The organism is Alkaliphilus flagellatus, from assembly GCF_018919215.1.
Classification (GTDB): domain Bacteria; phylum Bacillota; class Clostridia; order Peptostreptococcales; family Natronincolaceae; genus Alkaliphilus_B; species Alkaliphilus_B flagellatus.
Genome location: NZ_JAHLQK010000002.1, coordinates 466,599 through 492,274, shown reverse-complemented (window position 1 = coordinate 492,274; position 25,676 = coordinate 466,599). Strand labels below are relative to the sequence as shown.

24 protein-coding genes, 1 pseudogene and 1 other annotated feature are annotated in these 25,676 nt (G+C 32.9%); of the genes and pseudogenes, 9 read left to right on the top strand and 16 right to left on the bottom strand.

Features of this window, described 5'->3' with window-relative positions:
- Nucleotides 1-220 precede the first annotated feature (220 nt).
- From KQI88_RS07225 to accB, 4 genes are read right to left on the bottom strand one after another with little or no spacing between them, the layout of a single operon-like run.
- Entirely contained in the window at nucleotides 221-1,171 is a 951-nt protein-coding gene (locus KQI88_RS07225; RefSeq protein WP_330656121.1) for an acetyl-CoA carboxylase carboxyltransferase subunit alpha, read from the bottom strand.
- The gene (accD, locus tag KQI88_RS07220; protein ID WP_216415736.1) at nucleotides 1,164-2,021 is read right to left on the bottom strand and encodes an acetyl-CoA carboxylase, carboxyltransferase subunit beta; all 858 of its coding nucleotides are present in this window, start codon (nucleotides 2,019-2,021) and stop codon (nucleotides 1,164-1,166) included. Before accD ends, KQI88_RS07225 begins: the two co-directional genes overlap by 8 nt.
- A 17-nt stretch (nucleotides 2,022-2,038) precedes the next feature.
- Nucleotides 2,039-3,388, bottom strand: coding sequence for an acetyl-CoA carboxylase biotin carboxylase subunit (locus KQI88_RS07215; RefSeq protein ID WP_216415733.1), 1,350 nt, complete (start codon nucleotides 3,386-3,388; stop codon nucleotides 2,039-2,041).
- Between the two features lie 6 nt (nucleotides 3,389-3,394).
- Nucleotides 3,395-3,889: an acetyl-CoA carboxylase biotin carboxyl carrier protein gene (gene accB / locus KQI88_RS07210; RefSeq protein WP_216415731.1), complete on the bottom strand. Its 495-nt coding sequence runs from the start codon at nucleotides 3,887-3,889 to the stop codon at nucleotides 3,395-3,397.
- 251 nt (nucleotides 3,890-4,140) lie between these two features.
- Nucleotides 4,141-4,400: a binding site (T-box leader), on the top strand.
- 109 nt (nucleotides 4,401-4,509) lie between these two features.
- On the opposite strand from accB, the gene KQI88_RS07205 reads away from it, so the two are divergent.
- The 9 genes and pseudogenes from KQI88_RS07205 (at nucleotide 4,510) to KQI88_RS07170 (ending at nucleotide 13,047) form a co-directional block, all read left to right on the top strand.
- A complete protein-coding gene (locus KQI88_RS07205; protein WP_216415729.1) occupies nucleotides 4,510-5,022 on the top strand; it encodes a tryptophan transporter in 513 nt (170 codons plus the stop codon).
- Between the two features lie 98 nt (nucleotides 5,023-5,120).
- Nucleotides 5,121-5,789, top strand: coding sequence for a PAQR family membrane homeostasis protein TrhA (gene trhA, locus KQI88_RS07200; protein ID WP_216415727.1), 669 nt, complete (start codon nucleotides 5,121-5,123; stop codon nucleotides 5,787-5,789).
- Nucleotides 5,790-5,965: 176 nt separating this feature from the next.
- Nucleotides 5,966-7,123 (top strand): ABC transporter substrate-binding protein, encoded by a 1,158-nt coding sequence (locus KQI88_RS07195; protein WP_216415726.1) that lies wholly within the window; start codon nucleotides 5,966-5,968, stop codon nucleotides 7,121-7,123.
- A gap of 81 nt (nucleotides 7,124-7,204) precedes the next feature.
- Nucleotides 7,205-8,038, top strand: a complete 834-nt coding sequence (locus tag KQI88_RS07190) for an ABC transporter permease (RefSeq protein WP_216415725.1) — start codon at nucleotides 7,205-7,207, stop codon at nucleotides 8,036-8,038.
- A gap of 10 nt (nucleotides 8,039-8,048) precedes the next feature.
- The gene (locus KQI88_RS07185) at nucleotides 8,049-8,819 is read left to right on the top strand and encodes an ABC transporter ATP-binding protein (protein WP_216415724.1); all 771 of its coding nucleotides are present in this window, start codon (nucleotides 8,049-8,051) and stop codon (nucleotides 8,817-8,819) included.
- Nucleotides 8,820-9,337: 518 nt separating this feature from the next.
- Nucleotides 9,338-10,033: pseudogene (locus tag KQI88_RS18755) on the top strand (methyl-accepting chemotaxis protein); the annotation flags it as partial.
- Nucleotides 10,034-10,042: 9 nt separating this feature from the next.
- On the top strand, nucleotides 10,043-10,639 hold the full coding sequence (locus KQI88_RS18750; RefSeq protein WP_456298289.1) for a CZB domain-containing protein: 597 nt from the start codon (nucleotides 10,043-10,045) through the stop codon (nucleotides 10,637-10,639).
- Between the two features lie 490 nt (nucleotides 10,640-11,129).
- Entirely contained in the window at nucleotides 11,130-12,020 is an 891-nt protein-coding gene (locus tag KQI88_RS07175) for a DUF4349 domain-containing protein (RefSeq protein ID WP_216415722.1), read from the top strand.
- Nucleotides 12,021-12,144: 124 nt separating this feature from the next.
- A complete protein-coding gene (locus KQI88_RS07170; RefSeq protein WP_216415721.1) occupies nucleotides 12,145-13,047 on the top strand; it encodes a polysaccharide deacetylase family protein in 903 nt (300 codons plus the stop codon).
- Between the two features lie 119 nt (nucleotides 13,048-13,166).
- Here KQI88_RS07170 and KQI88_RS07165 read toward each other — a convergent pair whose 3' ends face one another.
- The 12 genes from KQI88_RS07165 to KQI88_RS07110 form a co-directional block, all read right to left on the bottom strand.
- Nucleotides 13,167-13,736, bottom strand: coding sequence for a nucleotidyltransferase family protein (locus KQI88_RS07165; protein WP_216415718.1), 570 nt, complete (start codon nucleotides 13,734-13,736; stop codon nucleotides 13,167-13,169).
- A complete protein-coding gene (gene yqeC, locus KQI88_RS07160; RefSeq protein ID WP_216415716.1) occupies nucleotides 13,733-14,503 on the bottom strand; it encodes a selenium cofactor biosynthesis protein YqeC in 771 nt (256 codons plus the stop codon). Before yqeC ends, KQI88_RS07165 begins: the two co-directional genes overlap by 4 nt.
- Before the next feature lie 30 nt (nucleotides 14,504-14,533).
- On the bottom strand, nucleotides 14,534-16,267 hold the full coding sequence (gene ade / locus KQI88_RS07155; protein ID WP_330656118.1) for an adenine deaminase: 1,734 nt from the start codon (nucleotides 16,265-16,267) through the stop codon (nucleotides 14,534-14,536).
- A gap of 52 nt (nucleotides 16,268-16,319) precedes the next feature.
- Nucleotides 16,320-17,306 (bottom strand): xanthine dehydrogenase family protein molybdopterin-binding subunit, encoded by a 987-nt coding sequence (locus tag KQI88_RS18320; protein ID WP_216415713.1) that lies wholly within the window; start codon nucleotides 17,304-17,306, stop codon nucleotides 16,320-16,322.
- 2 nt (nucleotides 17,307-17,308) lie between these two features.
- Nucleotides 17,309-18,565: a xanthine dehydrogenase family protein molybdopterin-binding subunit gene (locus KQI88_RS18315; RefSeq protein ID WP_216415711.1), complete on the bottom strand. Its 1,257-nt coding sequence runs from the start codon at nucleotides 18,563-18,565 to the stop codon at nucleotides 17,309-17,311.
- Complete coding sequence (locus KQI88_RS07140; RefSeq protein WP_216415708.1) at nucleotides 18,562-19,038, bottom strand: (2Fe-2S)-binding protein; 477 nt, start codon at nucleotides 19,036-19,038, stop codon at nucleotides 18,562-18,564. The genes KQI88_RS18315 and KQI88_RS07140 overlap by 4 nt, the downstream gene beginning before the upstream one ends.
- Nucleotides 19,039-19,049: 11 nt before the next feature.
- Complete coding sequence (locus tag KQI88_RS07135) at nucleotides 19,050-19,937, bottom strand: FAD binding domain-containing protein (protein WP_216415706.1); 888 nt, start codon at nucleotides 19,935-19,937, stop codon at nucleotides 19,050-19,052.
- 103 nt (nucleotides 19,938-20,040) lie between these two features.
- The gene (locus KQI88_RS07130) at nucleotides 20,041-21,378 is read right to left on the bottom strand and encodes a 5'-deoxyadenosine deaminase (RefSeq protein ID WP_216415704.1); all 1,338 of its coding nucleotides are present in this window, start codon (nucleotides 21,376-21,378) and stop codon (nucleotides 20,041-20,043) included.
- A gap of 170 nt (nucleotides 21,379-21,548) precedes the next feature.
- A complete protein-coding gene (locus tag KQI88_RS07125) occupies nucleotides 21,549-22,901 on the bottom strand; it encodes an NCS2 family permease (RefSeq protein WP_216415702.1) in 1,353 nt (450 codons plus the stop codon).
- A 117-nt stretch (nucleotides 22,902-23,018) separates the two neighbouring features.
- The gene (gene ade, locus KQI88_RS07120) at nucleotides 23,019-24,830 is read right to left on the bottom strand and encodes an adenine deaminase (RefSeq protein ID WP_246579171.1); all 1,812 of its coding nucleotides are present in this window, start codon (nucleotides 24,828-24,830) and stop codon (nucleotides 23,019-23,021) included.
- Nucleotides 24,831-24,904: 74 nt separating this feature from the next.
- Entirely contained in the window at nucleotides 24,905-25,207 is a 303-nt protein-coding gene (locus KQI88_RS07115) for a EutN/CcmL family microcompartment protein (RefSeq protein ID WP_216415700.1), read from the bottom strand.
- 33 nt (nucleotides 25,208-25,240) lie between these two features.
- A complete protein-coding gene (locus KQI88_RS07110) occupies nucleotides 25,241-25,672 on the bottom strand; it encodes a hypothetical protein (RefSeq protein ID WP_216415698.1) in 432 nt (143 codons plus the stop codon).
- Nucleotides 25,673-25,676 lie beyond the last annotated feature (4 nt).

The window sequence follows — 25,676 nt, the reverse complement described above, 5'->3', positions numbered from 1 at the left end:
TTTATCGTAAGTTAAGGATAAAGTAACCTTTATTATTAATTTGACCACAGTCAAGACTTATTGTGCCATAAATCAATTGTAGAACTTTGTCATATCCTGCGATAAATACGCTTAAATATGAAAAAACCCAACCAACATTAATTTCAATGCTAGTTGGGCTTATTCCATCTAAAAATATAAAAATATATATTTGGGTCAATATATACTCATTACATTATTTTTACCCCCAAACTCCTATCCTTCTAACCTTTTCATATCTTTTATCTAGTAATTCCAATGTATCTAGCTTCATAATAAGTTTTAACTCATTTAATAAATATTCCTTTATATTGTATGCTGTAAAATCTACATCTTTATGTGCTCCACCTAAAGATTCTTTTATAATTCCATCTATTATATTTAGTGACAATACATCCTGAGCTGTTAGTTTCATAATATCTGCCGCCTTTTGAGCAAGGCTAGAGTCCTTCCACAATATACTAGAAAGCCCTTCTGGTGATATTACTGAGTATATAGAGTTTTCTAGCATAGCTACTCTATCTGCAACACCAATGGCTAGAGCTCCACCACTTCCTCCTTCTCCTATAACTATTGCTATAATAGGAGTTCTTAGTTTACTCATTTCAATAAGATTTACAGCTATTGCCTCTCCCTGCCCTCTTTCTTCTGCACCTAGTCCACAGTAAGCTCCAGGTGTATCTATAAAAGTTATAATAGGTCTTTTAAACTTTTCTGCCTGTTTCATTAATCTTAGAGCTTTTCTATATCCTTCTGGATGAGGCATACCAAAGTTTCTTTTAATATTCTCCTTTGTATCCTTTCCTTTTTGATGGCCTATTACTGTAACAGGTATACCCTCAAACTTACCTATTCCTCCTACTATTGAGCTATCATCTCCATAAAGCCTATCTCCATGAAACTCTATAAAGTCTGATATTAACTTATTAATATAATCCAATGAAGTAGGCCTTTCTTGAAGTCGTGCAATTTTAACTTTTTCGGAAGGATTTAGTTTTTCATAAACTTCCTTTTTCATTGTTTCTAATTTTTTATACAATATATCTATCTCATTATCTAAATCTACATTATTTTCCTTAGCAAAATTATTAAATTCAGTAATCTTATTTTCAAGTTCAATAATTGGCTTTTCAAATTCTAAAATATTATGCACTTGCTTCACCACCTGGTGCATGAATTTTTAGTACTTCAGCTAAGAAAGTCTTCATATCTTTTCTGTTTACAATCTTATCAATAAACCCTTTTTCTTGTAAAAGCTCTGCCCTTTGGACCCCTTCAGGAAGCTTCTGTCTAATAGTTTGTTCTATAACTCTAGGTCCTGCAAATCCAATTAGTGCTCCTGGTTCTGCAATAATTATATCTCCTAACATAGCAAAGCTAGCAGTAACCCCACCTGTTGTTGGGTCTGTTAGAACAGATATATATAATAGTCCTTCTTCAGATAATCTACCTAGAGCTGCTGATGTTTTAGCCATTTGCATTAAGGATAAAATCCCTTCCTGCATTCTTGCTCCTCCAGATGCTGAAAAAATAATGATAGAAACTCTTTTTTCAATTGCTTTCTCTATAGCTCTAGTAATTTTTTCTCCTACTACTGAACCCATACTTCCCATCATAAAATTAGGATTCATAACACATATAATACAATCTTCTCCCTTTATTTTCCCTTCACCAGTAATTACAGCTTCATTTTCATTTGAATTTTCCATTGCTTGTGTAACCTTTTCAGTATAATTTGGAAAATTTAACGGGTTAGCTGCTATTAAATCTGCATCATATTCTATAAATGTGCCTTCATCTATTACCATTTTTATTCTTTCTCTAGCACTCATTCTAGGCTGTTTACTTTGATTAGAAATGTTCACAGTTTGTTTAGAAATACTTTGTACCTCATTAGAATTATTGGTAGCACTACTTATAGTTGAAGTTTTTATTTCGTTATTCTCATCTTTATATAAAGTTAAGGTTGCATATTTCTTTTTACCAAAGAGGTCTTTAAGCATTTTTTCCCTCCTAACTATTACTTGTTATTAAATATTTCTCTTTCTATAAATGAAGTGTCTATATTATTTATTAAAAAGCTTTCATTGTCTAATATCTGCTTTTGAAAATCAATATTTGTTTTTACTCCAGTAACTACTATTTCATCTAAAGCTCTCTTCATTCTACTAATAGCTTCATTTCTATCTTTTCCCCATACTATAAGCTTTCCAATCATAGAATCATAAGTAGGGGGAATAGTATATCCATTATAAATATGGCTATCTACCCTAACACCATAGCCTCCAGGAGCAAAATATCCTTCTATTTGCCCTGGAGAAGGTCTAAAGTTTTCAGTAGCATCTTCAGCATTTATTCTACATTCAATAGCATGACCATTTATTTTAATTTGATCTTGTGTAATATATAGCTTTTCTCCGTATCCTATTTTTATCTGCTCTTTTATTAAATCTATACCAGTTATCATTTCTGTAATTGGATGTTCTACCTGTATTCTTGTGTTCATCTCTATAAAGTAAAAATTATTATATTTATCTAATAAAAATTCTATAGTTCCAGCACTTACATATCCTACAGCTTTAGCTGCACGAAGAGCCATCTCCCCCATTTTATTTCTTAACTCATGATTAATAACTATACATGGCGCTTCTTCTAAAACTTTTTGGTTCCTTCTTTGAATAGAACAGTCTCTTTCTCCTAGATGAATAATATCACCATAAGAATCAGCTAATATTTGAAATTCTATATGTCTAGGATTTTCTATGAACTTTTCTACATACATAGAGTCATCATTAAATGCTATACTAGCTTCAGATTTAGCCATATTAAACTTATCAACAAACTCTTCTTTTGTATGGACTATTCTCATTCCTCTTCCACCACCACCACTAGCAGCCTTAACCATAACTGGAAAACCAATTTCTTTAGCTATTTTAAGTGCTTCTTCTGCTTTGTTTGTAGAATTTTCTGACCCTGGTACAACATGAACTCCTGCTTCTATCATTGTCTTTCTAGCCTCTAATTTGTTTCCCATCTTCTCTATATGCTCTTTATAAGGTCCAATAAACTTTATACCATTTGATATACATGCATCTACTAATCTGGAATCTTCTGAAAGAAACCCATAGCCAGGGTGTATAGCTTCAGACTCTGTAAGCAAAGCCGCAGTTATTATATTATCTATATTTAAATAGCTTTTTCTTGACTGTGCAGGTCCTATACAAATAGCTTCATCTGCCATATGCACGTGAACTGATTCCTCATCTATTTTAGAATATACTGCTACTGTTTTTATTCCCATTTCTTTACAAGCTCTAATGATTCTAATTGCTATTTCACCTCTGTTAGCAATAAGTATTTTATTAAACATTAAGCCCTACCTCCTAATTTTCATTAAAGGCTGACCGTACTCAACTATATCTTCATCAGCTACAAATATTTCAACAACCTGACCTTCTGCCTCACACTCTATTTCATTCATTATTTTCATAGCTTCGATTATACATAACGTTTGATCCTTTTCTACCTTATCTCCTATTTTTACGAAAGGAGCAGAATCTGGACTTGCTGCTTCATAAAATGTACCTACTATAGGTGACTTTACTATAAAAGTATTTTCATCATCAGCTAATACTTCCATAGAGTCTTCACTACAACATTCACTTTTGGACTTGTCCTTCTCATTATTAATTACTTTTGTTTCTATATTCTTGGTTTCTAAATTGTCTATAATTGTTTTCGTTTCGTTCCTGCCTTCACTATCTGATCGTTTTGATATCATTATTTTGATATCACTTTTCTCTATTTTTACTTCTTCTATACTTGTTTTATCTATTGTAATAATCAACTCTTTAATATCTTTTATATCCATTTTATCTACTCCTCCTAATATTACCACATTGTATTAGTACCAGATACTAATAATTCGTATTATAACATAATAATAAATACTATAGCAATTATTAATTTATCTCATAAACTATAATCTCTGAGTTTACTCTGAATTGAATGTTAATTTATAATATATGTTAAAGCTATAAAACCTCAGTATTTTCGTATAGGTAAATTTTTATGGATTGACATTAACTATTTAATGTATTAAAATATTATCTTAAATACAAGGTAAATTCAGTGCGTAGGAGTAGTAGTTAAACATGGACGGTTTTAGCGAGTCGGAGTTGGTGGAAGTCCGATACCAGATTGTTAATGAATGGACCTACAAGAAGTTTGGGGAAATGAACTTGATTCAAAGTATCTAATGCCGGGGGTTTCCCGTTACAGAAACAGGGTATCGAGCTATATGCTCCGTATCTGTAGAGTGAGATTATTTAATTAATAATCTAATAAAGGTGGTACCGCGAAATATGTCTTTCGTCCTTTCTATAAGGATGAAGGACTTTTTTTATTTTACGAAAGGTGGTGATAGTATGTTGTGAACAGAAGGAGACTGGCAAAGCAAAAAAATAATACAAATAAAGGGAGCGAATTGCTATGAAATTACGAAACAATATTTTTACAGCATTACTATTGGCCATCGGGTTTATTTTGCACCAAATAACCCCTGGAATATTCGGAGGAATGAAGTTTGATTTTCTACTATCTTTTATTTTTATTTCTTTATTAATAAACGATACTTTTAAGAATACTATATTAACAGCACTATTAGGTGGCTTACTGTCTGCAATGACCACTACATTTCCTGGGGGACAACTCCCTAACATAATCGACAAGTTAATTACTTGCATTGTACTATTTTTTGTTATTAAGTACCTTCGTAGGTTTAATCTTAACTCTTTATTAGTTGGCTTTATTAGTAGTTTAGGCACATTCATTAGTGGAACAGTATTTTTACTCTCTGCTCTTTTAATTACAGGATTACCCGTATCCTTTAGAATATTATTGACAACTGTAGTTCTTCCTACAATACTAGTAAACGCAGTTGTTACAGTATTTATTTATCAAATAGTTAGACATGCAATGAAAGTATCGAAAATAAATCTCTAAAGGATAGATTATTGTTATATAATGTTAAGTATAGGAAATAATCTTATATAATAAATATAGAATTTAAATATATAACAATATGAAGGATGGGTGATCACATGAAAGATAATCTTGAAAAGTCAATATTAAATAAAAGGTATACTGTAAAGGAAGAGATAGCCAATGGCATAACACATGGTATTGGTGTATTGTTTGGAATTGCAGCCTTAACTATTTTACTGTTTCTTTCAATAAAAAAGGGAGATGTTTTATCTATTGTTTCTTTTAGCATTTATGGTTCTTGTATAATATTAATGTACCTATCTTCAACACTTTATCACAGCATAACTAATCAAAATGTTAAAAAGATACTTAGAGTATTTGACCATTCTTCTATCTATTTATTTATTGCTGGAACTTATACACCAATTGCCTTGCTCACTATGGAAGGATATTTAAGGATTGGGGTTTTAGTAGTAACATGGTCAATAGCTTTATTTGGTATAATATTCAAAATAACTACCTATAATAAAATGGATAAATTTAAGAAGTTATCCCTAGCTTTATACTTAGGCATGGGTTGGATAGCAGTATTTACTGTAAAACCAATAATTCAGATGGCATCTTTAAGGTTTTTTATATGGATTTTAGTTGGAGGATTATTTTATACTTTAGGTACTATATTTTATAGTATGAAAAAAGTCCCATATAGCCACGCAGTTTGGCATGTATTTGTTTTAAGTGCTAGTGTGATTCACTTTTTTGGTATATTCTTATATTTGACATAGAACAGTGTAGTAATAGGTAAAATTAACTTGAGGGCTGAAACGCCCTCTTTTTTTGCATGATCGTAATTATCTATAGCTAAATACTACTCTATCAATGTTTTCAATTAGACACCTAAGTATGATTGACATATAATTAACAATAAATATTGATTAAATAGAATTGGAGAGTGGTACAAATGAATAAAAAATTATTTATCATGTTATCTTCAGTACTTATATGTATTCTAACAATTACGGCCTGTAGTGGTAATACGGCTACATTAAATGCAGATAACGGTAAAAAAGAAACCATAGACACGAAAGATCTTGCTAATTTAAAAGTCGGATACATATATACAAATCACCAAACACCTTTGATGATAGCTGCAAGTAAAGGTGAAGAACTAAAAGATAAAGGTATATATTTAAAAGAAGTTGTAACAAAACAAAAGTACATATTAATGCAGGACAATACGCCTATAAGTAATATAGAACTTGTAGTAAATAAAAGTGGTTCTGAAACTATGACAATGATGGCTCAAGGTCATTTAGACCTTTCTTTGGCATCAAATACGGCCTTTATAACTTCAAGAGATCAAGGCAATACCGTTAAAATGCTTTGTCCAGTACATACGGAAGGAATTGGACTTGTTGTAGATAAAGATTCTACTATTGGAAACTGGGATGACTTTTCAGAGTTTGCTAAAACAAGTAAGGAACCGGTAAAAGTAGGTTTTCACTCTCCAACAAGTGCTCCCCTCATTTTATTTGAAGCAGCTTTAACAGAAGCTGGAATATCTTACACTAAAAACCACGAAGATTTAAAAGCAGATATAATGCTTGTCGACCTTAAAGGCACTAGCAACCTAATACCTGCAATGACTAGCAAACAAGTTGAAGCTTGGGTAGGACCATCTCCATATCCAGAACTAGCATCTACAGAAAATGTAGGTAAAATAGCACTAGATATGAAACATCTTCCACCAGAAGGAAAATGGCATGATTTTCCTTGTTGTGTACTTGGCTCTAGCGAAAAAGTATTAGAAACTTATCCAAAAGAGGTAGAAAAATTTGTAGATTTACTTACAGTAGCTGCCAATTATGCTAATGATAATCCAGACCAAGCAGCAGCTATAACTGCAGAATTTACAGGTGTATCATTAGAAGCTGCTAAGATGTCTACCATTAAGTATACTACTAATCCAAGTAAAACTTGGATGTCTAATATGGGTATAACCTATGATACATTAAAAAATACAAATAATTTGAGTGGTAAATTAAAGGATAAAAACTTTGAAGACTCGAATGCAGAATTATTCGATCTAAGTTTTATAAATAAAATCCTAAAACAGTAAAGTTATCTATAATTTTATGTTAAAAACTTAGCAGGGCATATGCCCTGCTAAGTTTTTAAAAATAATTGAGGTGATTATATTTTGATAAAACTTAAAAAATACACTATATCAATGATCTTACCTGTTCTATTTATTATGATGTGGCAAATTTCTTCTATTAAAATAGATAATTCTTTAATCCTTCCCAAGGTTGATATTGTAGCTAAGCTACTTCTTAATCCTACTAATAATCTTTTAAGTATTGGATCTCTAATATCTAACACACTCATAAGTGTACTTAGAGTAGCAATAGGCTACATTATAGCAGCATTTATAGCAATACCTATTGGTATGATTGTAGGATATTCAAAAAAACTGGATGAATTTTTAATACCTTTTCTAAATCTATTTAGACCAATCGCTCCTCTTGCTTGGGTTCCCCTAGTTTTAGCTTGGTTTGGTATTTCAAGTCTTGCATCTATTTTAGGCATACAAGCTGGTAGAGCCTATATAATATTCAATAATATAAAACTTTCTATGTTATTTATAATATTTATCGGTGCATTTTTTCCGATACTTACAAATACTGTATACGGAACTAAAAGTGTAAAAACTACTTTAATTGACTCAGCATTAACAATGGGCGCTAAAAGAAAAGATATTTTTCTAAAAGTTATACTACCTGCTTCCCTTCCCTCTATTGTAACAGGCCTTAGAGTAGGTCTCGGTGTTGCATGGATGTGTCTTGTATCAGCAGAGATGCTTCCAGGAAGTCTTGCAGGCGTAGGCTACCTTATTACTCATGCCTACACCGTTGCAAGAACAGATATTGTAATATCTGGAATGATAGCAATAAGTATTGTAGGAGGATTACTTGATTTCTCATTTCAAAAGATAGAAGAAAAGTTTTTTAAGTGGCAAAGGATGGAAAGATAGGAGGCACAAAGTGAAAAAAATAATTGAAATAAAAAATTTACACAAAACATTTGTTTTAGAAACTGGACAACGTGTACATGCACTAAAAGATATAAGCCTTGATATATACGAGCAAGAATTTATTTGTCTAATTGGACCTAGTGGTTCTGGAAAATCAACCCTACTTCGTCTTATGGAAGGACTTATATTCCCCACTAAAGGCACTATAAATGTACTTGATAAACCTGTAACAGGTCCACTTGCACAGGCAGGAATGGTTTTTCAAGAGTATTCTCTAATGCCATGGCGAAATATTATAGATAACGTAGCCTTTGGTCTAGAACTTCGAGGAATTGCAAAAAAGGAAAGGTATGAAACTTCTAAAGAAATATTAGAACGTTTTGGACTTATAGACTTTTTACATAGCTTTCCCTACGAGCTTTCTGGTGGAATGAAGCAAAGAGCTGCCATCGCAAAATCTATAGCTACATCCCCCCTTATACTATTTATGGACGAGCCCTTTGGTGCATTAGATGCTTATACTAGGTTTCAAATGCAAGAAGACCTTATAAAGTTTTGGCTAGAAGAAAAAAGGACAATTATATTTGTTACCCACAGCGTTGAGGAGGCTATTTTCCTTGGTACTAAAGTAATTTTAATGAGCCCTAGACCTGGCGAAATAGCTAAAGAATATAGTATAAACCTCCCGTATCCAAGAAATAGATTTAATACAAACTTTGAAAATTACTTTAAAGATATAATGAAAAACATGAATGTGGTAAGTATTACACATAGTTATTAAATGGCTAAGAAAAGTAGTGTAACATAATTTATGCTTAAACTTCAATTTGGACAGCTTTAATATCTGTCGAATTGTTAAAATTATACACGAATTTTGTTATATGTGTTATAATAAATCTGGTATATCCATTACTTGGTTTAAAGTATCTTTTATTTGAAATTCTAATATATTCAATATTTAATTTATCCTTTTTTTGAATCAATCCTAAGGATATAATCTATTGATAAGTAAAGAATTCTTATAATAGATCATAAATAGTATATACAAAACGAATACTCCCATTATTAATTAAGAATATATAATAAAATAACGGGAGTATTTGTATTAATAAATATAAGGAGTGATATTTTGTGGCTTTTAGATTTTTTCGTAAAGCACCCTGTGAAGAAGCAGAATGTATTGTTAAATATGTAGAGGACTCGTTAAAAGGTAAACTTGCTAAAAGCCCGGATATTAAATATCCCCTTCATATCAAGGTATTAAGCAATTTTGAAAAGTTACTTGCCAACGAGGCTAAAATGTCGCAATCAGCAAAACAAATGCTTGATATAGTAAGTTCAATAAGCAGCTTTGATGTAGGTATGTCCCATATCTCATATCAATTGATGGATTTTGCAAAAGAAATGACATCTTTAAGTGAATCCAACCTAGCCATAGTGGAAGAAACTACGGCAAATATGAACGAAGTAAACCAATCTATTGATATAACCTCCAAAACTTTACATGATCTAGCAGGAGAGTCTGGAGCTTTAGCAAAAAAAAATGATGAAAGTATTAATCTTCTCGACGAAGTTCAAATACTCAAAGAAAATGTTATGCAAGACACCGGAATAATGAGTGAAAAAATTCAACTACTAGTTGACCTTGCCGCAGAAGTTGGTAAAATAGTTGATAGCGTACAAGCTATTGCAGAACAAACAAATCTTTTAGCATTAAATGCTGCAATAGAGGCCGCCAGAGCTGGCGAGCATGGACGTGGATTTGCTGTTGTAGCTGAAGAGACTAGAAAATTAGCTGACGATACAAAACAAAATTTAGAAGGAATGCGACAATTCGTCAACCATATACATATTGCGGCCCATGATGGAATGGAGAGCTTAAATAGCACATTGAAGTCTACTGATCAAATAAGCAAAAAAATAGAATTGGTATCTAATACTGTTGGCAGGAATGTTGAAATGCTCAAAAATGTAATTACAGATGTTGATGTTATACATAAATATATGGAAGGTATTAGGATTGCAGCTGATGAAATTAATCATGCTATGGAAGCTTCTAGTAGTGATGCAGAAAGACTTAGCTATATGACTCAAAGCATACATAATGACGCGGTGAAGAGTGTGGAGTTTGCTGGACAAATATCTCAGGTAGACGACAATCTTTCTGCAATAGTAAGTTACATGTTTGAGGGACTAAAGGGTGGAAGTAATGCAGTTACAAATGAAGAGCTACAAAATGTTATTGAAAAAGCTATGAAATCCCATACTGAGTGGATAAAAGGACTTAATCAAATTGTAACTGAAATGCGTGCATATCCACTACAAACTAATTCAAAAAAATGTGCATTTGGCCATTTCTATCATGCTATTAAAGTAGAACATCCTGAAATTTTAGATGATTGGAATCTAATAGATGGAATTCATCATGAATTTCATGGCATAGGAGACAAAGTAATAGCTGCTGTTAAACAAGGAAATGAAAAAAATGCTATACAACTTTATAAAAAGGCTGAGGAGCTTTCTGGTCAAATGCTGAATACTTTAAAAAAAGTTGATGAAAAAATAGATCAGCTTATTACTAAAAATATACGTGTTTTTTAGTCTTTAAAAGGACAAGGAATGTAGATTATCTATTTTATACCATATATTCCTTGTCTTACTTTATCTTTCATCATATTGCTAAATCTATAGTTCTAAAAAACTAGAATAACAAGTACTAAATACTTACTGCCCTAATCATACCTAAATCTTAAGTATATAGTAACTCAAAACTTTTATTCAGTTTATCTTAAACTACATCAACTCCATTATCAGAAATCTAAAGTATTGCAGTATCTTTTTAATTTTGACAAAGCATCCAAATTATTTTATTCTCATCACTAAAATACTTTAATATTTTATTCAACATTCTATCCATACTAACTTCACTCTCATCTTACTAAAACCTATATATTTAATACTATAGCTAAAGAACTAAATGATATGAAAATTAAGAATCATTAATATAATTCCTTTTAGTATGGAACAAACCATTGGAAATAATCGTCTAAAAAGTAAAAATAATATAGATGATATAAAGGAGATGAGAATAGTGAGAATTAAAAAAGCAGTAGTAGTACCTATTATCAGTCTTTTAGCGCTTGTTTTCGTAGCATTTCTATTTAATGTAAATAATCTCAGTATAAGCAAAACATCCATGGAAAATAGTGTCGCTGATATGGCTATTGGTTCTTATCCTGAAATGGCTGCTATTGAAGATGAAAAGTTAGATTTTGTTTCCGATAATGGCAGAGTTGAGCCTTCAAAGGTAATTACAAATGTACATATTTCTCTGGAAACTATAGAGTTTGGTTCTACTACTGATAATCTGAATGAGATTATTAATAAGAACAAGGGGTATATAGAAGATTCAAGTATATCGCATAATAATTATATAAATAACAGGATTTATAAATATGCTCAGTACACTATAAGAGTACCTAAGGAAAGTATGGATAGTTTTATTAATGAAATAAGTTCTATAGGCAATATAGTTTCTCAAAGTACTTCAAAACAAGACATTACAAAGCAATATTATGATACTGAAAGCAGATTAAATGTATTAAAAATTAAAGAAGAGAGAATACTTACCCTTCTTGAAAAAGCTGAGAAAATAGAAGATATTATTGCTATAGAAAATCAATTAAGTGAAATTATTTACCAAAAGGAAAACTTAACTAAGAGCATATTAGATATGGACGACAAGGTTTCTTATAGTACAGTATCTATAAATATATCTGAGGTTGAAAAGCTTACAAGTGGTGTTACTACAGAAACAACCTTCGCAACCAAGATTGCTAATGCTTTTCGTGATTCTTTATATTTCTTCAAAGTAGTATTAGAGAAATTCCTTATTACATTTATATACGTTCTACCTTATTTTTTAATTATTGGTGTAATAGGAATTTTAGTTTATAAGTTTGTTAGAAAGAAGGGTAAATAAATATAAAGGTCTATTTATAAAACTACCATTTTTACTTATATACTCCAATTGTAATAGCTTTCTAAAGGTTAAAACTAATTTTACTAATAAATAAAAAACTTCATTATAAGGAGATTTATAGCTCATGATAAAAAAGGCAATTTTGTTAATAGTATTAATTATTTCTTTAATAATATCTGTAAATTTAGCTGTTAGAAGTATATATACATCTAATATAGAAGAGCCATCAGTTGAGTCTAGCGCCAATCCATCTGCCATTACTGAGGTTGAAAAAGATCCTCAGTCGCCTAAACCCGTAAATAGTAATAATACTGATGATACTGAAGTTGCTCAGCATATACCAGTTTTAATGTATCACCATCTACTTAAAAATGATGAAAATATTTTTAAAAATAATTCCTCTATACTATCAGTTGAAAGTTTCCAGGAACATATGGAGTTATTATACAAGGAAGGATATACGACCTTAACATTGAAACAACTAGAAAACTTTTTACTAAAAAAAGAACAATTTCCTAAGAAGAGTGTTGTTATCACTTTTGACGATGGGTACAAAAGTAACTATAAATATGCCTATCAAATTTTAAAACAATATGGATTTGTTGCTTCAATCTTTATGATAACAGATAAAATTTCTGATACAACAGTTCCCTTTGACCCCACTCAATTGCAATATCTTAGTTGGGAGGAAATGGAGTTAAGCAAAGATGTTTTTGAGTTTGTAGGCCACAGTCATAATCTCCATCATTTAGATAATAATGGGAAAAGTTATTTGATATCTAAGCCAAAGGAAGAAATAACAGAGGATCTAAGGAAAAACTTAGAAATTATACATAATCCATACTTTGCATATCCTTATGGTCATTATAATAGTGAAACTATTGAAATTCTACAGAACTTAGGATATAAAATGGCTTTTACAATTAATGAAGGTTCTGTAAAACCTGGAGATCATCTATTTGAACTCAAGAGACATTCTATCTTCCCATATACTACAATCCAAAATTTTTTAGAAAAGTTAAAGTAGAATAATATATTAATTAAAAGTTATGCTAATAAAAAATTATAACACTTGCTAATATCGAGTGTTATAATTTTTTATATAAACCCACTTATTTTTGAATCTTAATCTTGATAAAAATAGTATTATAATAAAATACTTTCATAATCCTCTCTATTATCTATATCTCTACCTAAATCTTCTATATCTACTCTATATTCTAACACCTCTTCAATATTTTTCTTAATAATTTGTCTTCCTCCCTCATCTCCTTTTAACTTAAGAATCTCTGTTCTCCAATTAGATGAAAAAACTACAGGAGTACCTCTCTTACCATTGTATAATGGAACAAGTATAGAAGAGCTGTTGCTATAATAAAAATCTATCATCTCATTTATAAAATCCCTATGAATTAATGGCTGATCTCCCATTAAAAACATATAACTATCAGCATTATCTCCCGCTTCTTTTATTGCTTCAACTACAGAAGTACTTTGTCCTTCATGAGCTCTTTCATTAATTACAATATTTATAGGGTATTTACTAGCTATATCTTTTATTTCGTTGTTACGACAGACTATATAGACCTTTTCAAACTTTGAAGATATTGCCTCCTCTATTATCACTTCAATAATTCTTTTATTTCTAAAGGGTAACAATAATTTATTAGTCCCCATTCTTCTAGAATAACCTGCCGCTAAAATAATGCCTATCATATTTTTCCCCCTAATACTTCTAAAATGGGATCTTTATCTTGGACTTCTCCTAATAGTATGTGTTTTATATTATCGCTTTTTTGTAATATTTCACTGGATAACTTACATAAACATAAAAAACTGTCCGTATTGCTTCTAACCTTGTTAAATAAAATAACTTTCTTACTATCATTTGGAATACCCTTAGTTATCCCCAATGGATGTACAGCCAAGTCTATAATTAGTTTTTTATCCACATTACTTCCACATTTTTGTATAAGCTCACTAATTAAATGATGCCTATGCACATTTTCTTTGTTAATCTCTTTTCCTAAAATATCTGTCCCTATTAAAATTATAGTTATACCACTTGTTGAGGGCACCTGTGGCTCATGGATATCAGGTACTTTTAAGCTTCTGCCATTAGATCCATCTCCCTCTACTAGAAACCAACGCCCTTTATTTTCTTTATATATTTCGTCCATCTCTTCAGGGGTAAACCCCTTTAATTTATTTTCAGTAGTAATTTCTTTACCTAACAATATTCTCTTTATATTTAGATTTTCTTTAATCCTTTTTTTAGCTTCATCAGCACTTTTAGTAATAATGCTAAGGTCGTATGTAGAAGATGATGGCATAAACATGGCAGTTGTTGTAGTTAACATAACTGATTCATCGGAATGTGACAGTTCCTCTCCCAAACGGAAGAGGGTAGTGGTTTTACCACCACCCCCAATTAATGTGATTAAGATAGGTTCTTTTAGCCCTAGGGCTTCTATTAGTTTCATATTCTACTCCTTTACATTAGTGAAGTACACTTAAATTGAGTCTTTAGTTGCATCTAGTTCTATAAATTTAAAGTTTTTAACATCAAAGAGTCCCATATCTGTTAATTTTAAATCTGGTATAACAGGCAAAGCTAAAAATGCTAAAGTCATAAAAGGTTCAATTTCACGGTTTACACCTAAATTTTCATATGCTATATTAAGCATTTCTTCTAAATCTGCTTTTATATTCTCAACAGGTTCTGTAGACATTAATCCTGCAATAGGTAGTTTTAAGGTTTTTAGGATTTTACCATTTGACGCAATAGTTATGCCTCCTCCTACCTTTGAAACTTCTTCAATTGCTAATAAAATATCCTGGTCGTTATCTCCTATTACAATTAAATTATGGGAGTCATGTGCTATTGTAGAAGCTATTGCACCTTTCTTTAGATGGAAGTTTTCCACTAATCCAAGACCTATATTTCCAGTGGCCTTATGTCTTTCCACTACTACTAACTTTAAAATATCTCTATCTTTATTGTATTTAAAGAAACCTTCTTCTGTTGATACTTTTTCTATAATTCTTTTAGTAACAAGACTATGAGGTAATAGTCTCATAACATTTGCAGTATCTGACTCTAGTTTGATTCTCAAATCTTCTTCCGTTACTGGTTTTATATTAACTGTGTCTGTAACTTTAGAGTAGTCTCCCATAGTCACACTGAATAAGGCTTTATTGTCTTGTGCAACTAATTTACCCCTCTTAAATACCTTCGCTACTTTAAAGTTCTTTAGATCATCTAAAATTACAATATCTGCATCATACCCAGGTGCAATAGCTCCTAGATGTTTTAAACCATAGCACTCAGCAGCATTAATTGTTGCCATTTGAATAGCACTAATTGGATTAATCCCTTCCTCTACTGCTAAGCGAATATTATAGTCCAGGTGACCCTTTAAGAGTAAATCTTCTGGATGCTTATCGTCTGCACAAAAAAGGCATCTTCTCATATTTTCTTTATTTACGGCTTTTATTAATGTTTTTAGATTTCTAGCAGCTGAGCCTTCTCTAATTAATATATACATACCAAGTCTTAGTCGATCTATCATTTCCTCTGGTGTAGAACACTCGTGCTCTGTCTTTATCCCCGCTACAACATAGGCATTTAAATCTTTACCTTCTATTACAGGTCCATGCCCATCTACAGTTTTACCCTCTGCCATAATTAGTTTATCTATAATATCCTCTTCCCCTTTGATAACACCAGGGTAATCCATTAGCTCTCCTAGACCTAATACTCTTTCATCATTGATTAATCTTCGTAAATCCTCAGCTTTTAAAATTGCTCCTGCATTTTCAAATGGAGTTGCAGGAACACAAGATGGTAGCATAACATAAACACTAAGTGGAATATTTTTGCTTGATTCTAAAATATAATCTATTCCTTCCATACCGCATACATTAGCTATTTCGTGGGGATCAGCTACTATAGTAGTAGTTCCCCTAGGTATTATTGCCCTTGCAAACTGTTCCGGCGTTGCCATAGATGACTCTATATGGACGTGACCATCAATAAACCCTGGAGATACATATTTTCCCCCTAAGTCTATTTCTTCTACTCCTTCATAATTACCAATACCAACTATCTTTTCTCCCTCTATTGCAATATCTCCTTCTATTATTTCACCTGAAAAAACATTAACTATTTTTCCGTTTTTTAATACTAAAGAAGGGCGCAATCTTCCAGCGGCTATGTCAATTCTTCTTTTTAATTCATACATCATGTAATCGCTCCTTTTGCTAATATCTAATAACCCTAAATATTAATTTTTATAATTATATCATACTTTTCTTTAGAGCTCTTAGTAATATCTCTGGAGTTACTGGTATTTCATTTATTCTTACACCTACAGCATCGTATATTGCATTTAATATAGCGGGTGCAACACCTAACATTACAGGCTCACCTATTCCCTTGGCACCAAAGGGTCCTGTAGATTCAGGATCTTCTATTATAATTTTTTCTAACTCTGGAATATCCATAGAAGTAGGGATTAAATAATTGCTAAAACGGTCATGTTTTATTTCACCTTTTCTAAGGTTTAGATCTTCAAATATTCCATAACCCAGCCCCATTGCAAATCCTCCATCCATTTGCCCTTCTATTAGCTTTGGGTTAATAGCTCTCCCTACATCTTGGGCACAAACAGCTTTAATTATTTCTACAATACCTGTTTTTGTATCTACCTCAACCTCTACTCCATATGCACTAAAGGTGTAAGGCCAATAGGGCGCCCCCTGACCTGTTTCCACATCTATTTGTGTTGTCTGAGCAATAAATTTGCCTTCTCTTTTAAGTGGATTACCATCAAGAGATTGAGCCAGTTCTTTTAATGATATACTTTTAGTTGGGAAACTACTTACAAATACTCTTCCATCTTTCAATTCCATACCTATTGTAGTATTTAACCCTAACTTTTCTTTGCTATTTATAAGTATAGCTTCTTTTAAACTTTCTGCTGCTATTTTAATTGCATTTCCAGTATTATATGTTTGTCTACTTGCCGCTGCCGTTCCTGCATCTGGAGTTATGCTAGAGTCCTCACAAGTAAATATAATATTTTCTACGGAAAGACCTAATATCTCCGCAGGAATTTGACTCATTATAGTCTTTGCTCCTTGTCCAACCTCTGTTGCACCTACGTAAATAGCCACTCTGCCATCTATGCAAAGCTCTGCTACTGCCTTTGAAACATCTGGAAAACCATTTCCATATCCTGTGCCATACATTATAGTACCTATTCCAATACCTCGTTTTTTCATTTTTACTCCTCCCCCAAAAGATTTAGTGACTTTGCCACTGCTTCTATGCAATTTATTAGGGGTACACTTTCGTTTAAAACTTGACCTGTAGATGTTGTTGAGCCTACACGAAAACCATTTTTAATCCTAATTCTAATAGGATCTATGCTTAATTTTTCTGCTAATCTATCCATTTGTAGTTCGTGGGCAATTGGTACTTGAGCTGCCCCAAACCCCCTCATGGCTCCTGCAAATGGGTTATTTGTGTATACCCCATATCCATCTATTTTTACATTTGGTATTTCATAAGGGCCAGTGGCGTGGGTTACTGCCTTCCTAACAACATTATTTACCCAAGATGCATAGGCACCAGTATCTGCAATTATTTCCGCCTGCATTGCAATTAACATTCCTTCCTTATCCGCTCCTGTTTTATAATTCATTATCATAGGATGACGCTTACAATGAGCTGTAAATGATTCCTCTCTTGAATATACTGTCTTTATCGGCTTTCTAAGTAATTTCGCCGCAAGAGCAATATGGATTTGTAAAGTAATATCCTCCCTGCCTCCAAAGGCACCTCCTACTGCTGGATTGATAACTTTTACATCCTCTTTTTGTAAACATAGAGCCTCTGCTATTTCTTCTTGGTCAAAATGAGGATATTGGGTAGCAGCACAAACTACAATCTTTCCATCTTCATCTACATATGCTATACCTGCCTCTGGCTGTAAAAAAGCATGATCCACCATAGATGTTTTATATTCCTCTTCTATAATTACCGCACAATTCTTAAAAGCTTCCTCTACATTTCCCTTTCTAATTTTACAGTGGTGTACAACATTACCCCCATCATGAACCTTTGGAGCATCCTTCTTCATTGCCTCTATCGGATCAAATACTCCCTCTATCTCCTCATATTCAACTTCTATTTTTCTAACTGCCGTTTCTGCAATTCTCTTATTCTTTGCGACAACAAATGCAATAGGATCCCCTATTCGTCTTACTTTTTTACTACAAAACACTTCATGGTCCTTGTATAGTACCCCGTGACTATTAAAAGGAACATCTTTTGCAGTAAGTATCTTTATTACTCCGTCTACTTTTTCTGCTGTGCTTGTATCTACTTTTATATAGGCATGAGGCTTGATTGAGCGTAGAGTTTTTCCATAGAGCATATCATCCATGGTTATATCTTCAGGATAAATAGCACTTCCCCTTACCTTTGAAAGTCCATCTACTCTAATTATACTTTTTCCTATTACTTCAAGTTCTTTCATAGATTTTCACCCCTCAAAAGCTTTCCTGCCCTTTCTATAGCATCTACAATCTTGTTATATCCTGTACATCGACAAAGATTACCTGAAATGGATTCTCTTATTTCTTCTCTGCTAGGGGAAGGATTATTGTCTAGTACAACCTTAGCAGAAAGTACCATTCCTGGAATACAAAATCCGCATTGTACAGCTCCCTCTTCTAAAAAGGCCTGTTGTATAGGATCTATCTCCTCATCTGTTCCAAGTCCTTCAATAGTAATTATTTTTTTACCCTCTGCTTGAAATGCCATAACCATACATGAATTAACAGTTACGCCATCCATAATTACTGTACAGGCTCCGCACTCTCCCTCTCCACAGCCTTCCTTAGTTCCTGTAAATTTTAGTCCTTCTCTCAATACATCAATAAGTCTATCTTCCTCATCTATTTTTATTATATGATCTATTCCATTAACATTTAATGTGATCTCCTTCACCTAAATTCCCCCTAGTTGGCACATAGGGCCAAATTTTCTTTCATGGCTTCTTCCATAGCATTTTTAATAGCATCTGTAAAGGTTCCATCTACTGCTTCAATTTTATATGGAAGACTTGATCTTCCATGTAAACGCTTATATATAGACCTTCTAATTAGTTCTAAACCTTCTTCTATTGTCTTTTCATTTATTTTATTATTAATATAAAATTCCTCGACGTCTTTTTCTCTAATCCCGTATTCTCCCAAAGATCCATTTGCTATTTTAATACTGCTACAGTTTTGATCTTCATCTAACTGGAGCATAATTGAGGTACATATTCTAGAGATAGCTAGAGCCTTTCTAAGTCCTAACTTGCTAAAGCTAAGTCCACTCCTATTTTCTAAAGCTTTAAACCTTACAGATGTAAGAATCTCATCGTGGCCTATATCTACCTTTCCTTTACCTATGAAAAAGTTTTCTAACTGAACTTCTCTAGTCCCTTTTCTACTTTTAATTATCGCTACTGAATCTAGTGCTAATAATGGGGGAACAATATCCGCAGCAGGGGAACCGTTACAAATATTACCCCCTACAGTGGCTGTACTTCTTATTTGTGGAGAACCTACCATACTTGCTGCCTTTGAAAGTCCTTTCATATTCCCACTAAAGTAGGAACTTCTTTGAATTTCTTGAAAGGTGGTAGCTCCACCAATTTCTATAAATCCATCTTTTTCTTCTATATATTTAAGCTCTTCTATACTTGAAATATCAATTAATATTTTAGGTGATAGCCTGCCTTGTCTAAGTTGTATAATAATATCCGTTCCCCCTGCAATAAGCCTTGCATCATTTTTATATTCCATAAGTATGTCTAATACATCATCTAACTCTTTGCATTTTACAACCTTTTCTATCAATTTCTTCTCCCCCTTTATCCAGATACTCCAGATGAACCTGTATTTTAATTTTTCATACTAACTCAGATATATAATTAGCAAAAAAGGAGGTTTCCCTCCTTATTTACTTTTTAACCCCAGCTAAATCAATCTGCTGTTTAATAAGTCTATTTGCTTCTGCTTTTATATACTTTTCATTTAAAGTTACTAGTTCTCTATTTTCCATAACAACCTTACCGTCAATAATAGTGGTTTCTACGTCCGACGCCTTAGCAGAGTATACAAGCTGAGAAATAACATCTACCTCCACACTTGGTGTTGAATGTAAATTATCTAGATTAACTATAGCAAGGTCTGCCTTTTTACCAACTTCTAAACTACCAACTTTATCTTCCATACCCAATGCTTTAGCACCATTTAGCGTAGCCATTTCAAATACCTTGTTTGCAGGCATTACTGTAGGGCTTAATAGTCTAGCTTTTTGGATAAGAGCAGCAGAACTCATTTCTTTAAACATGTCTAAATTATTGTTACAAGGTGCACCATCTATTCCAATTCCAACATTTACTCCCATTTCCATAAGCTCTGGGATTTTAGCAATTCCCGATGCTAACTTCATATTAGAGTTCGGACAATGGACTATATGAGTTCCAGTTTCAGCTAATATTTTCATTTCTTCATCATCTAACCATATGCAGTGGGCTAAAATAAGATTTGGACCTGTTAAACCTAATTTGTGTAAATAAGTAATGTTCCTCATTCCACGATCTTTTTGAACAATCTCTATTTCCCCTCTGTTTTCTGAAGCATGTGTATGTACACCAACATTGTATTCCTTTGCCAAATCCCTAACCTTTATTAAAAGTTCCTCGGTACAGGAAACTACAAATCGTGGTGCAAAGGCATATTGTATTCTACCGTTTCCTTTGCCATGCCACTTCTTAAGTATTCTAATACTTACTTTTATAGAATCCTCTGTACTTTCCATCAATACCTTTGGTACTCCTGCACCATAGTCCATCATGCATTTCCCTGTAATAGCCCTTATTCCACTTTCATATATGGCTTCTATTGCTGCTTCTGTATGATGTACGGATTCCATATCTATTATTGATGTGTTTCCACCTTTAATTAACTCTGCTATCCCAAGCTTTGCAGATATGTGGTTAGACTCTGATGTGTGGGAACCCTCTAGAGGCCATACCCTTTTCTTAAGCCAATCCATTAGTTCCATATCGTCAGCCTGACCACGATATAAAGTTTGTGTAAGGTGTATATGACTTTGTATAAGCCCTGGTATTACTACCCTTCCTGTGGCATCTATGGTATGGTCTGCTTCTATTGTTAGACTACCACCTACTTCTTTAATTTCATCCCCCTCAATTAAAATATCTCCCTTTAGTATTTCTCTTCCCTTGTTCATGGTTACAATAGTACCATTTTTAATTAACAATTTACTCATATTTACACCCCTTTTTTGTTAAATGTATATAGTAAATGTTGAATTTCAATAAAATCTATATATGCATATTAATAAACTAAGAAAATTGCATAAAAGAAAATAATGTTATACACTTTTCTTAGTTTATTGTAGTTATCCGCCCCCATTTAGAGGGCGAATAACTAGTTTTATTAGATTATAAACTTAAGTACAAATAATAGAGCTAACACATACATAACAGGAGAAACTTTGTTTCCTTTACCAGTTAAAACCTTAAGCACCACATAGGAAACCATACCAAATACTATACCTTCTGCTATGCTGTATGCTAAAGGCATCATTACAATAGTTAAGAATGCTGGAATTGCTTCTGTAAAATCATCTAAATCTATCTTTTTAATAGGAGACATCATAAATAATCCTACTATTACTAAGGCCGGAGCTGTAGCTGCACTTGGAATCATAATAAATAATGGTGAAAGTAATAGTGATAGAGCAAACATTCCTGCTGCTGATAGAGCAGTTAATCCTGTTCTTCCACCTTCTGCAACTCCTGCAGCACTTTCAACATAGGTCGTTACTGTACTTGTTCCTAAACAGGCACCTACTGTTGTACCTACAGCGTCTGCAAATAAAGCTTGCTTTGCATTTGGAACTTTGCCGTCTTTATCTAACATATCTGCCTTAGAAGATACCCCTACTAATGTTCCAATAGTATCGAATATATCTACAAATAAAAATGAAAATAGAACTATTAACATATTTAGAGAGAATATTTGCGAAAAATCAAACTTAAAGAAAATCGGTGATAATGAAGGTGGTAAGCTTATAAATTTCATTTGTTCTGGTAATGATGTTACTCCCATAGGAATTCCAATTACCGTAGTAATTAAAATACCAAGAAGTAATGCACCTTTAACTCCTTTTGCCAACAATAATCCAGTAATAACAATACCGATAATAGCCAATAGTGGAGCTGCCTGTGTTAAGTCACCAAGACCTACGATTAGTCCATCCAACTTACCTTCTAGAGTTATAAACTTAGCAGAATCAACGATTCCTGCATTTGCAAGGCCGATAAAAGCAATAAATAATCCAATACCTACAGAAACTGCATGTTTTAAATTAATAGGTATACTATCGATTATGGCTTCTCTTACATTAAAAAATGAAAGAAGTATAAATATTAAGCCTTCAAGCAATACAGCTGTTAGAGCAAATTCCCAGGAATATCCCATTCCTAATACCACAGTATAGGCAAAGTACGCATTTAACCCCATACCAGGCGCTAGAGCGAATGGAAGATTGGCATAGAAAGCCATTATTAATGTAGCTACTACAGAAGCTAATGCTGTTGCAGTAAACACCGCTCCAAAATCCATTCCTGCATCAGATAAAATCAATGGATTTACAATTAAAATATATGCCATCGTCATAAATGTTGTAATACCTGCAATAATTTCTGTTTTTACATTGGTTTTGTGTTCATTTAACTTAAAGGTCCTTTCTAAAAAACCAGTGTCCTCACTCATTTTCACACTCATTTTTAAGCCCCCTTTTTAGGCATATAGCCCCTTATATCTGTGGAAGACCTTCCACTTTTCTACCTGTCAAGCCAACTATATTACCTCCTTTGCCTTTATTTTTCTACCTTAATTCATCTATTTTATTAATGGAGGTAGAACTTTAAAGTTATTAACATCTATTAAACCCATATCAGTAATTTTCCATTTTGGACTAGTAGATAGAGCTAAAAAAGATAGGTGCATAAAAGGTGCATGGACCTTACAGCCTAATTGTTCTTTAACTACCATTTCAAGATTAGAAATTCTTCTACTAACCTCAGGACCAGTTAACTCATCTGTTATAAGTCCACCAACTGGCAGTCTTAACTCTTCTATTATTTTTCCGCCTTTTGATACAGCAATACCGCCGTTCATCTTAATCACATGATTAATTGCCTCTGTCATATCCTTTAAGTTTGTTCCTACAGCTATAATATTGTGGGTGTCGTGGGCAACGCTTTCTGCAAAGGCTCCATGCTTTAATCCAAAACCCTTAACAAAGGCCTTGCCTATATTTTCATTTCTACCATAGCGTTCTACACAAACAATTTGAAGTACATCATTATCTATGTCTGGTAGTGCCATACCACTTTGAACTCTTACCTTAGCCTCTAAACTTCCTGATAGATTCTGGTCAGGAATTAGTTCAATACATCTAACCTCTACTTCTCTTCCATCTGCATATATTTTTAAGTCTTCTTCATCTATAGGTAATCGCTTTACAGAGCATTTTACTTCCTCCGGATATGTATATTTAGGCATATCTATTAATAACTTACCCTTAGATGCCACTAGTTTTCCTTCTAAGAAAACAGCTTCGACCTTCATTTCTCTTAGGTCACTAATGATAGCTATATCTGCTAACTTTCCTGGAGATAGTACACCTACATCCTCTAGTCCAAAATATGTTGCAGGATTAATAGTAACCATTTGTATTGCTTCAACAGGATCTACACCTTCAGCTATTGTACGCTTTACTATTTCGTTCATATGTCCTAGTTTTTCTAAATCCTCAGCTACCATATCATCTGTAGCTAATATACATCTTCTAGAATCAAATCCTTCTTCTGTAACTGCCCTAATACATTCTGCCATATTTCTCTGTGTGGAGCCTTCTCTCATAAACACATAAACTCCTTGGCGAAGCTTTTCTACACACTCTTCTTTAGTAGTGGTTTCATGACAGGAGCACTTTCCACCAGTAGCTATTATATGAGCTGCCAGTTCTGAACCAAATAGTTCTGGAGCATTTCCATCAATTACCTTGCCCATGCTTTTAGCATATATAGTAGAAGCTATTAAATCTGTAATAATTTCTGGAGTATGATTGTATACATGCTTAGCATTACTAAATCCTTGGAGTTCTCCAATACCTATTACATTCGGATAGTTTAAAATTTCTTCCATGTCCTTTGAATTAACATCATAGCCAGCAGTTTCTAGTCCTGGACAATCTGGGGTAAGAGCTGGAACGACTAAATGTACATGATTAGGCACGGTAGAAGCTTCAATAGCCATTGCCTTCATACCAATGGGACCTAAAGCATTTCCTATTTCGTGAGGATCCGCTACTAATGTAGTAGTGCCTGAAGGTATAGAAAGCCTTGAAAACTCTGTAATAGTTAACATACTGCTTTCAAAATGCATATGGGAGTCAATAAAACCTGGAGCTAAAAATCTATCAGCCACATCTACTACTATTGTTTTAGAGCCTATTAGACTATTACTGTCTCCCACTAGTAAAATATATTTTCCCTTAATTGCAATATCTGCACTATATATTTCTCGGGTTAAAACATTAATTACATGGCCACCAGTTAAAACAATATCAGCAAAATGCTGATCCGACATTAATACATCAACCAACTGTCTATATTCCATAGCTTGCTTTATTGTTAATGCATTCAATAATAATTCCTCCTTTCATGTATCATTCAAAAATAGCTTTAAACTGTTAAATAGCCAGTCTTACATTTTAATTTTTATTTCATATTTTCATAGTCGGAGGATATAAGCTCCTTATAAATATCAATATTATCAATAATCCCTACAATAGATGCATCAATAGGGGACTGTAATTTATCCGCCGCATATCTAGCCGCTGTACCTACAGTATAGATTACAAGCTCTCCAATACCAGCACCTACAGTGTCTACTGTAATTAAAGCTTCTCCTATAGGTTTTTCCTCCACATTAAGAGGCTGTGTAATCATTAATTTGCATCCTATTAACCTTTCATCTTTTCTTGTGGCTACTACCGTTCCAACTACTCTGCCTATGTGCATATTACCATCTCCTTTGGGCCTCAGACCTAGGCCTTAACCCTTAACTACTTCAATCCCTCGCTTTTTTGCTAAATCTCTGGCTAAAGGAGTGATTATTCCTCTTTCCTTCAATACTATTTCCTTGGTTTCCTCTGGCAATTTATCTACGTCTCTTTCTGTAATTACAGGACTACTGCTAATATATTGACTCTTGCATACCGAATTAGTATATATAGAATTACTCTCTAGCTTTATGTTTTTGCCTAAGTCGCTTTCTCTCTTTATATCAGTTAGAAGGCTAGGAAATTTTGATAAAATATCCGTATTTTCTACCTCTACTGCCCCCAACCTTTTTAGATCATTAAACTCAGAATCTGTTCCTTCTAACACTACAACAAAGACTTTTCTATTTTGAGTAGAAGAACCAGTGTTTACCTTCATGCCTAGTTCTTCCATAATTTTTCTAGTCTGATTATAGGAGTTCATGCTT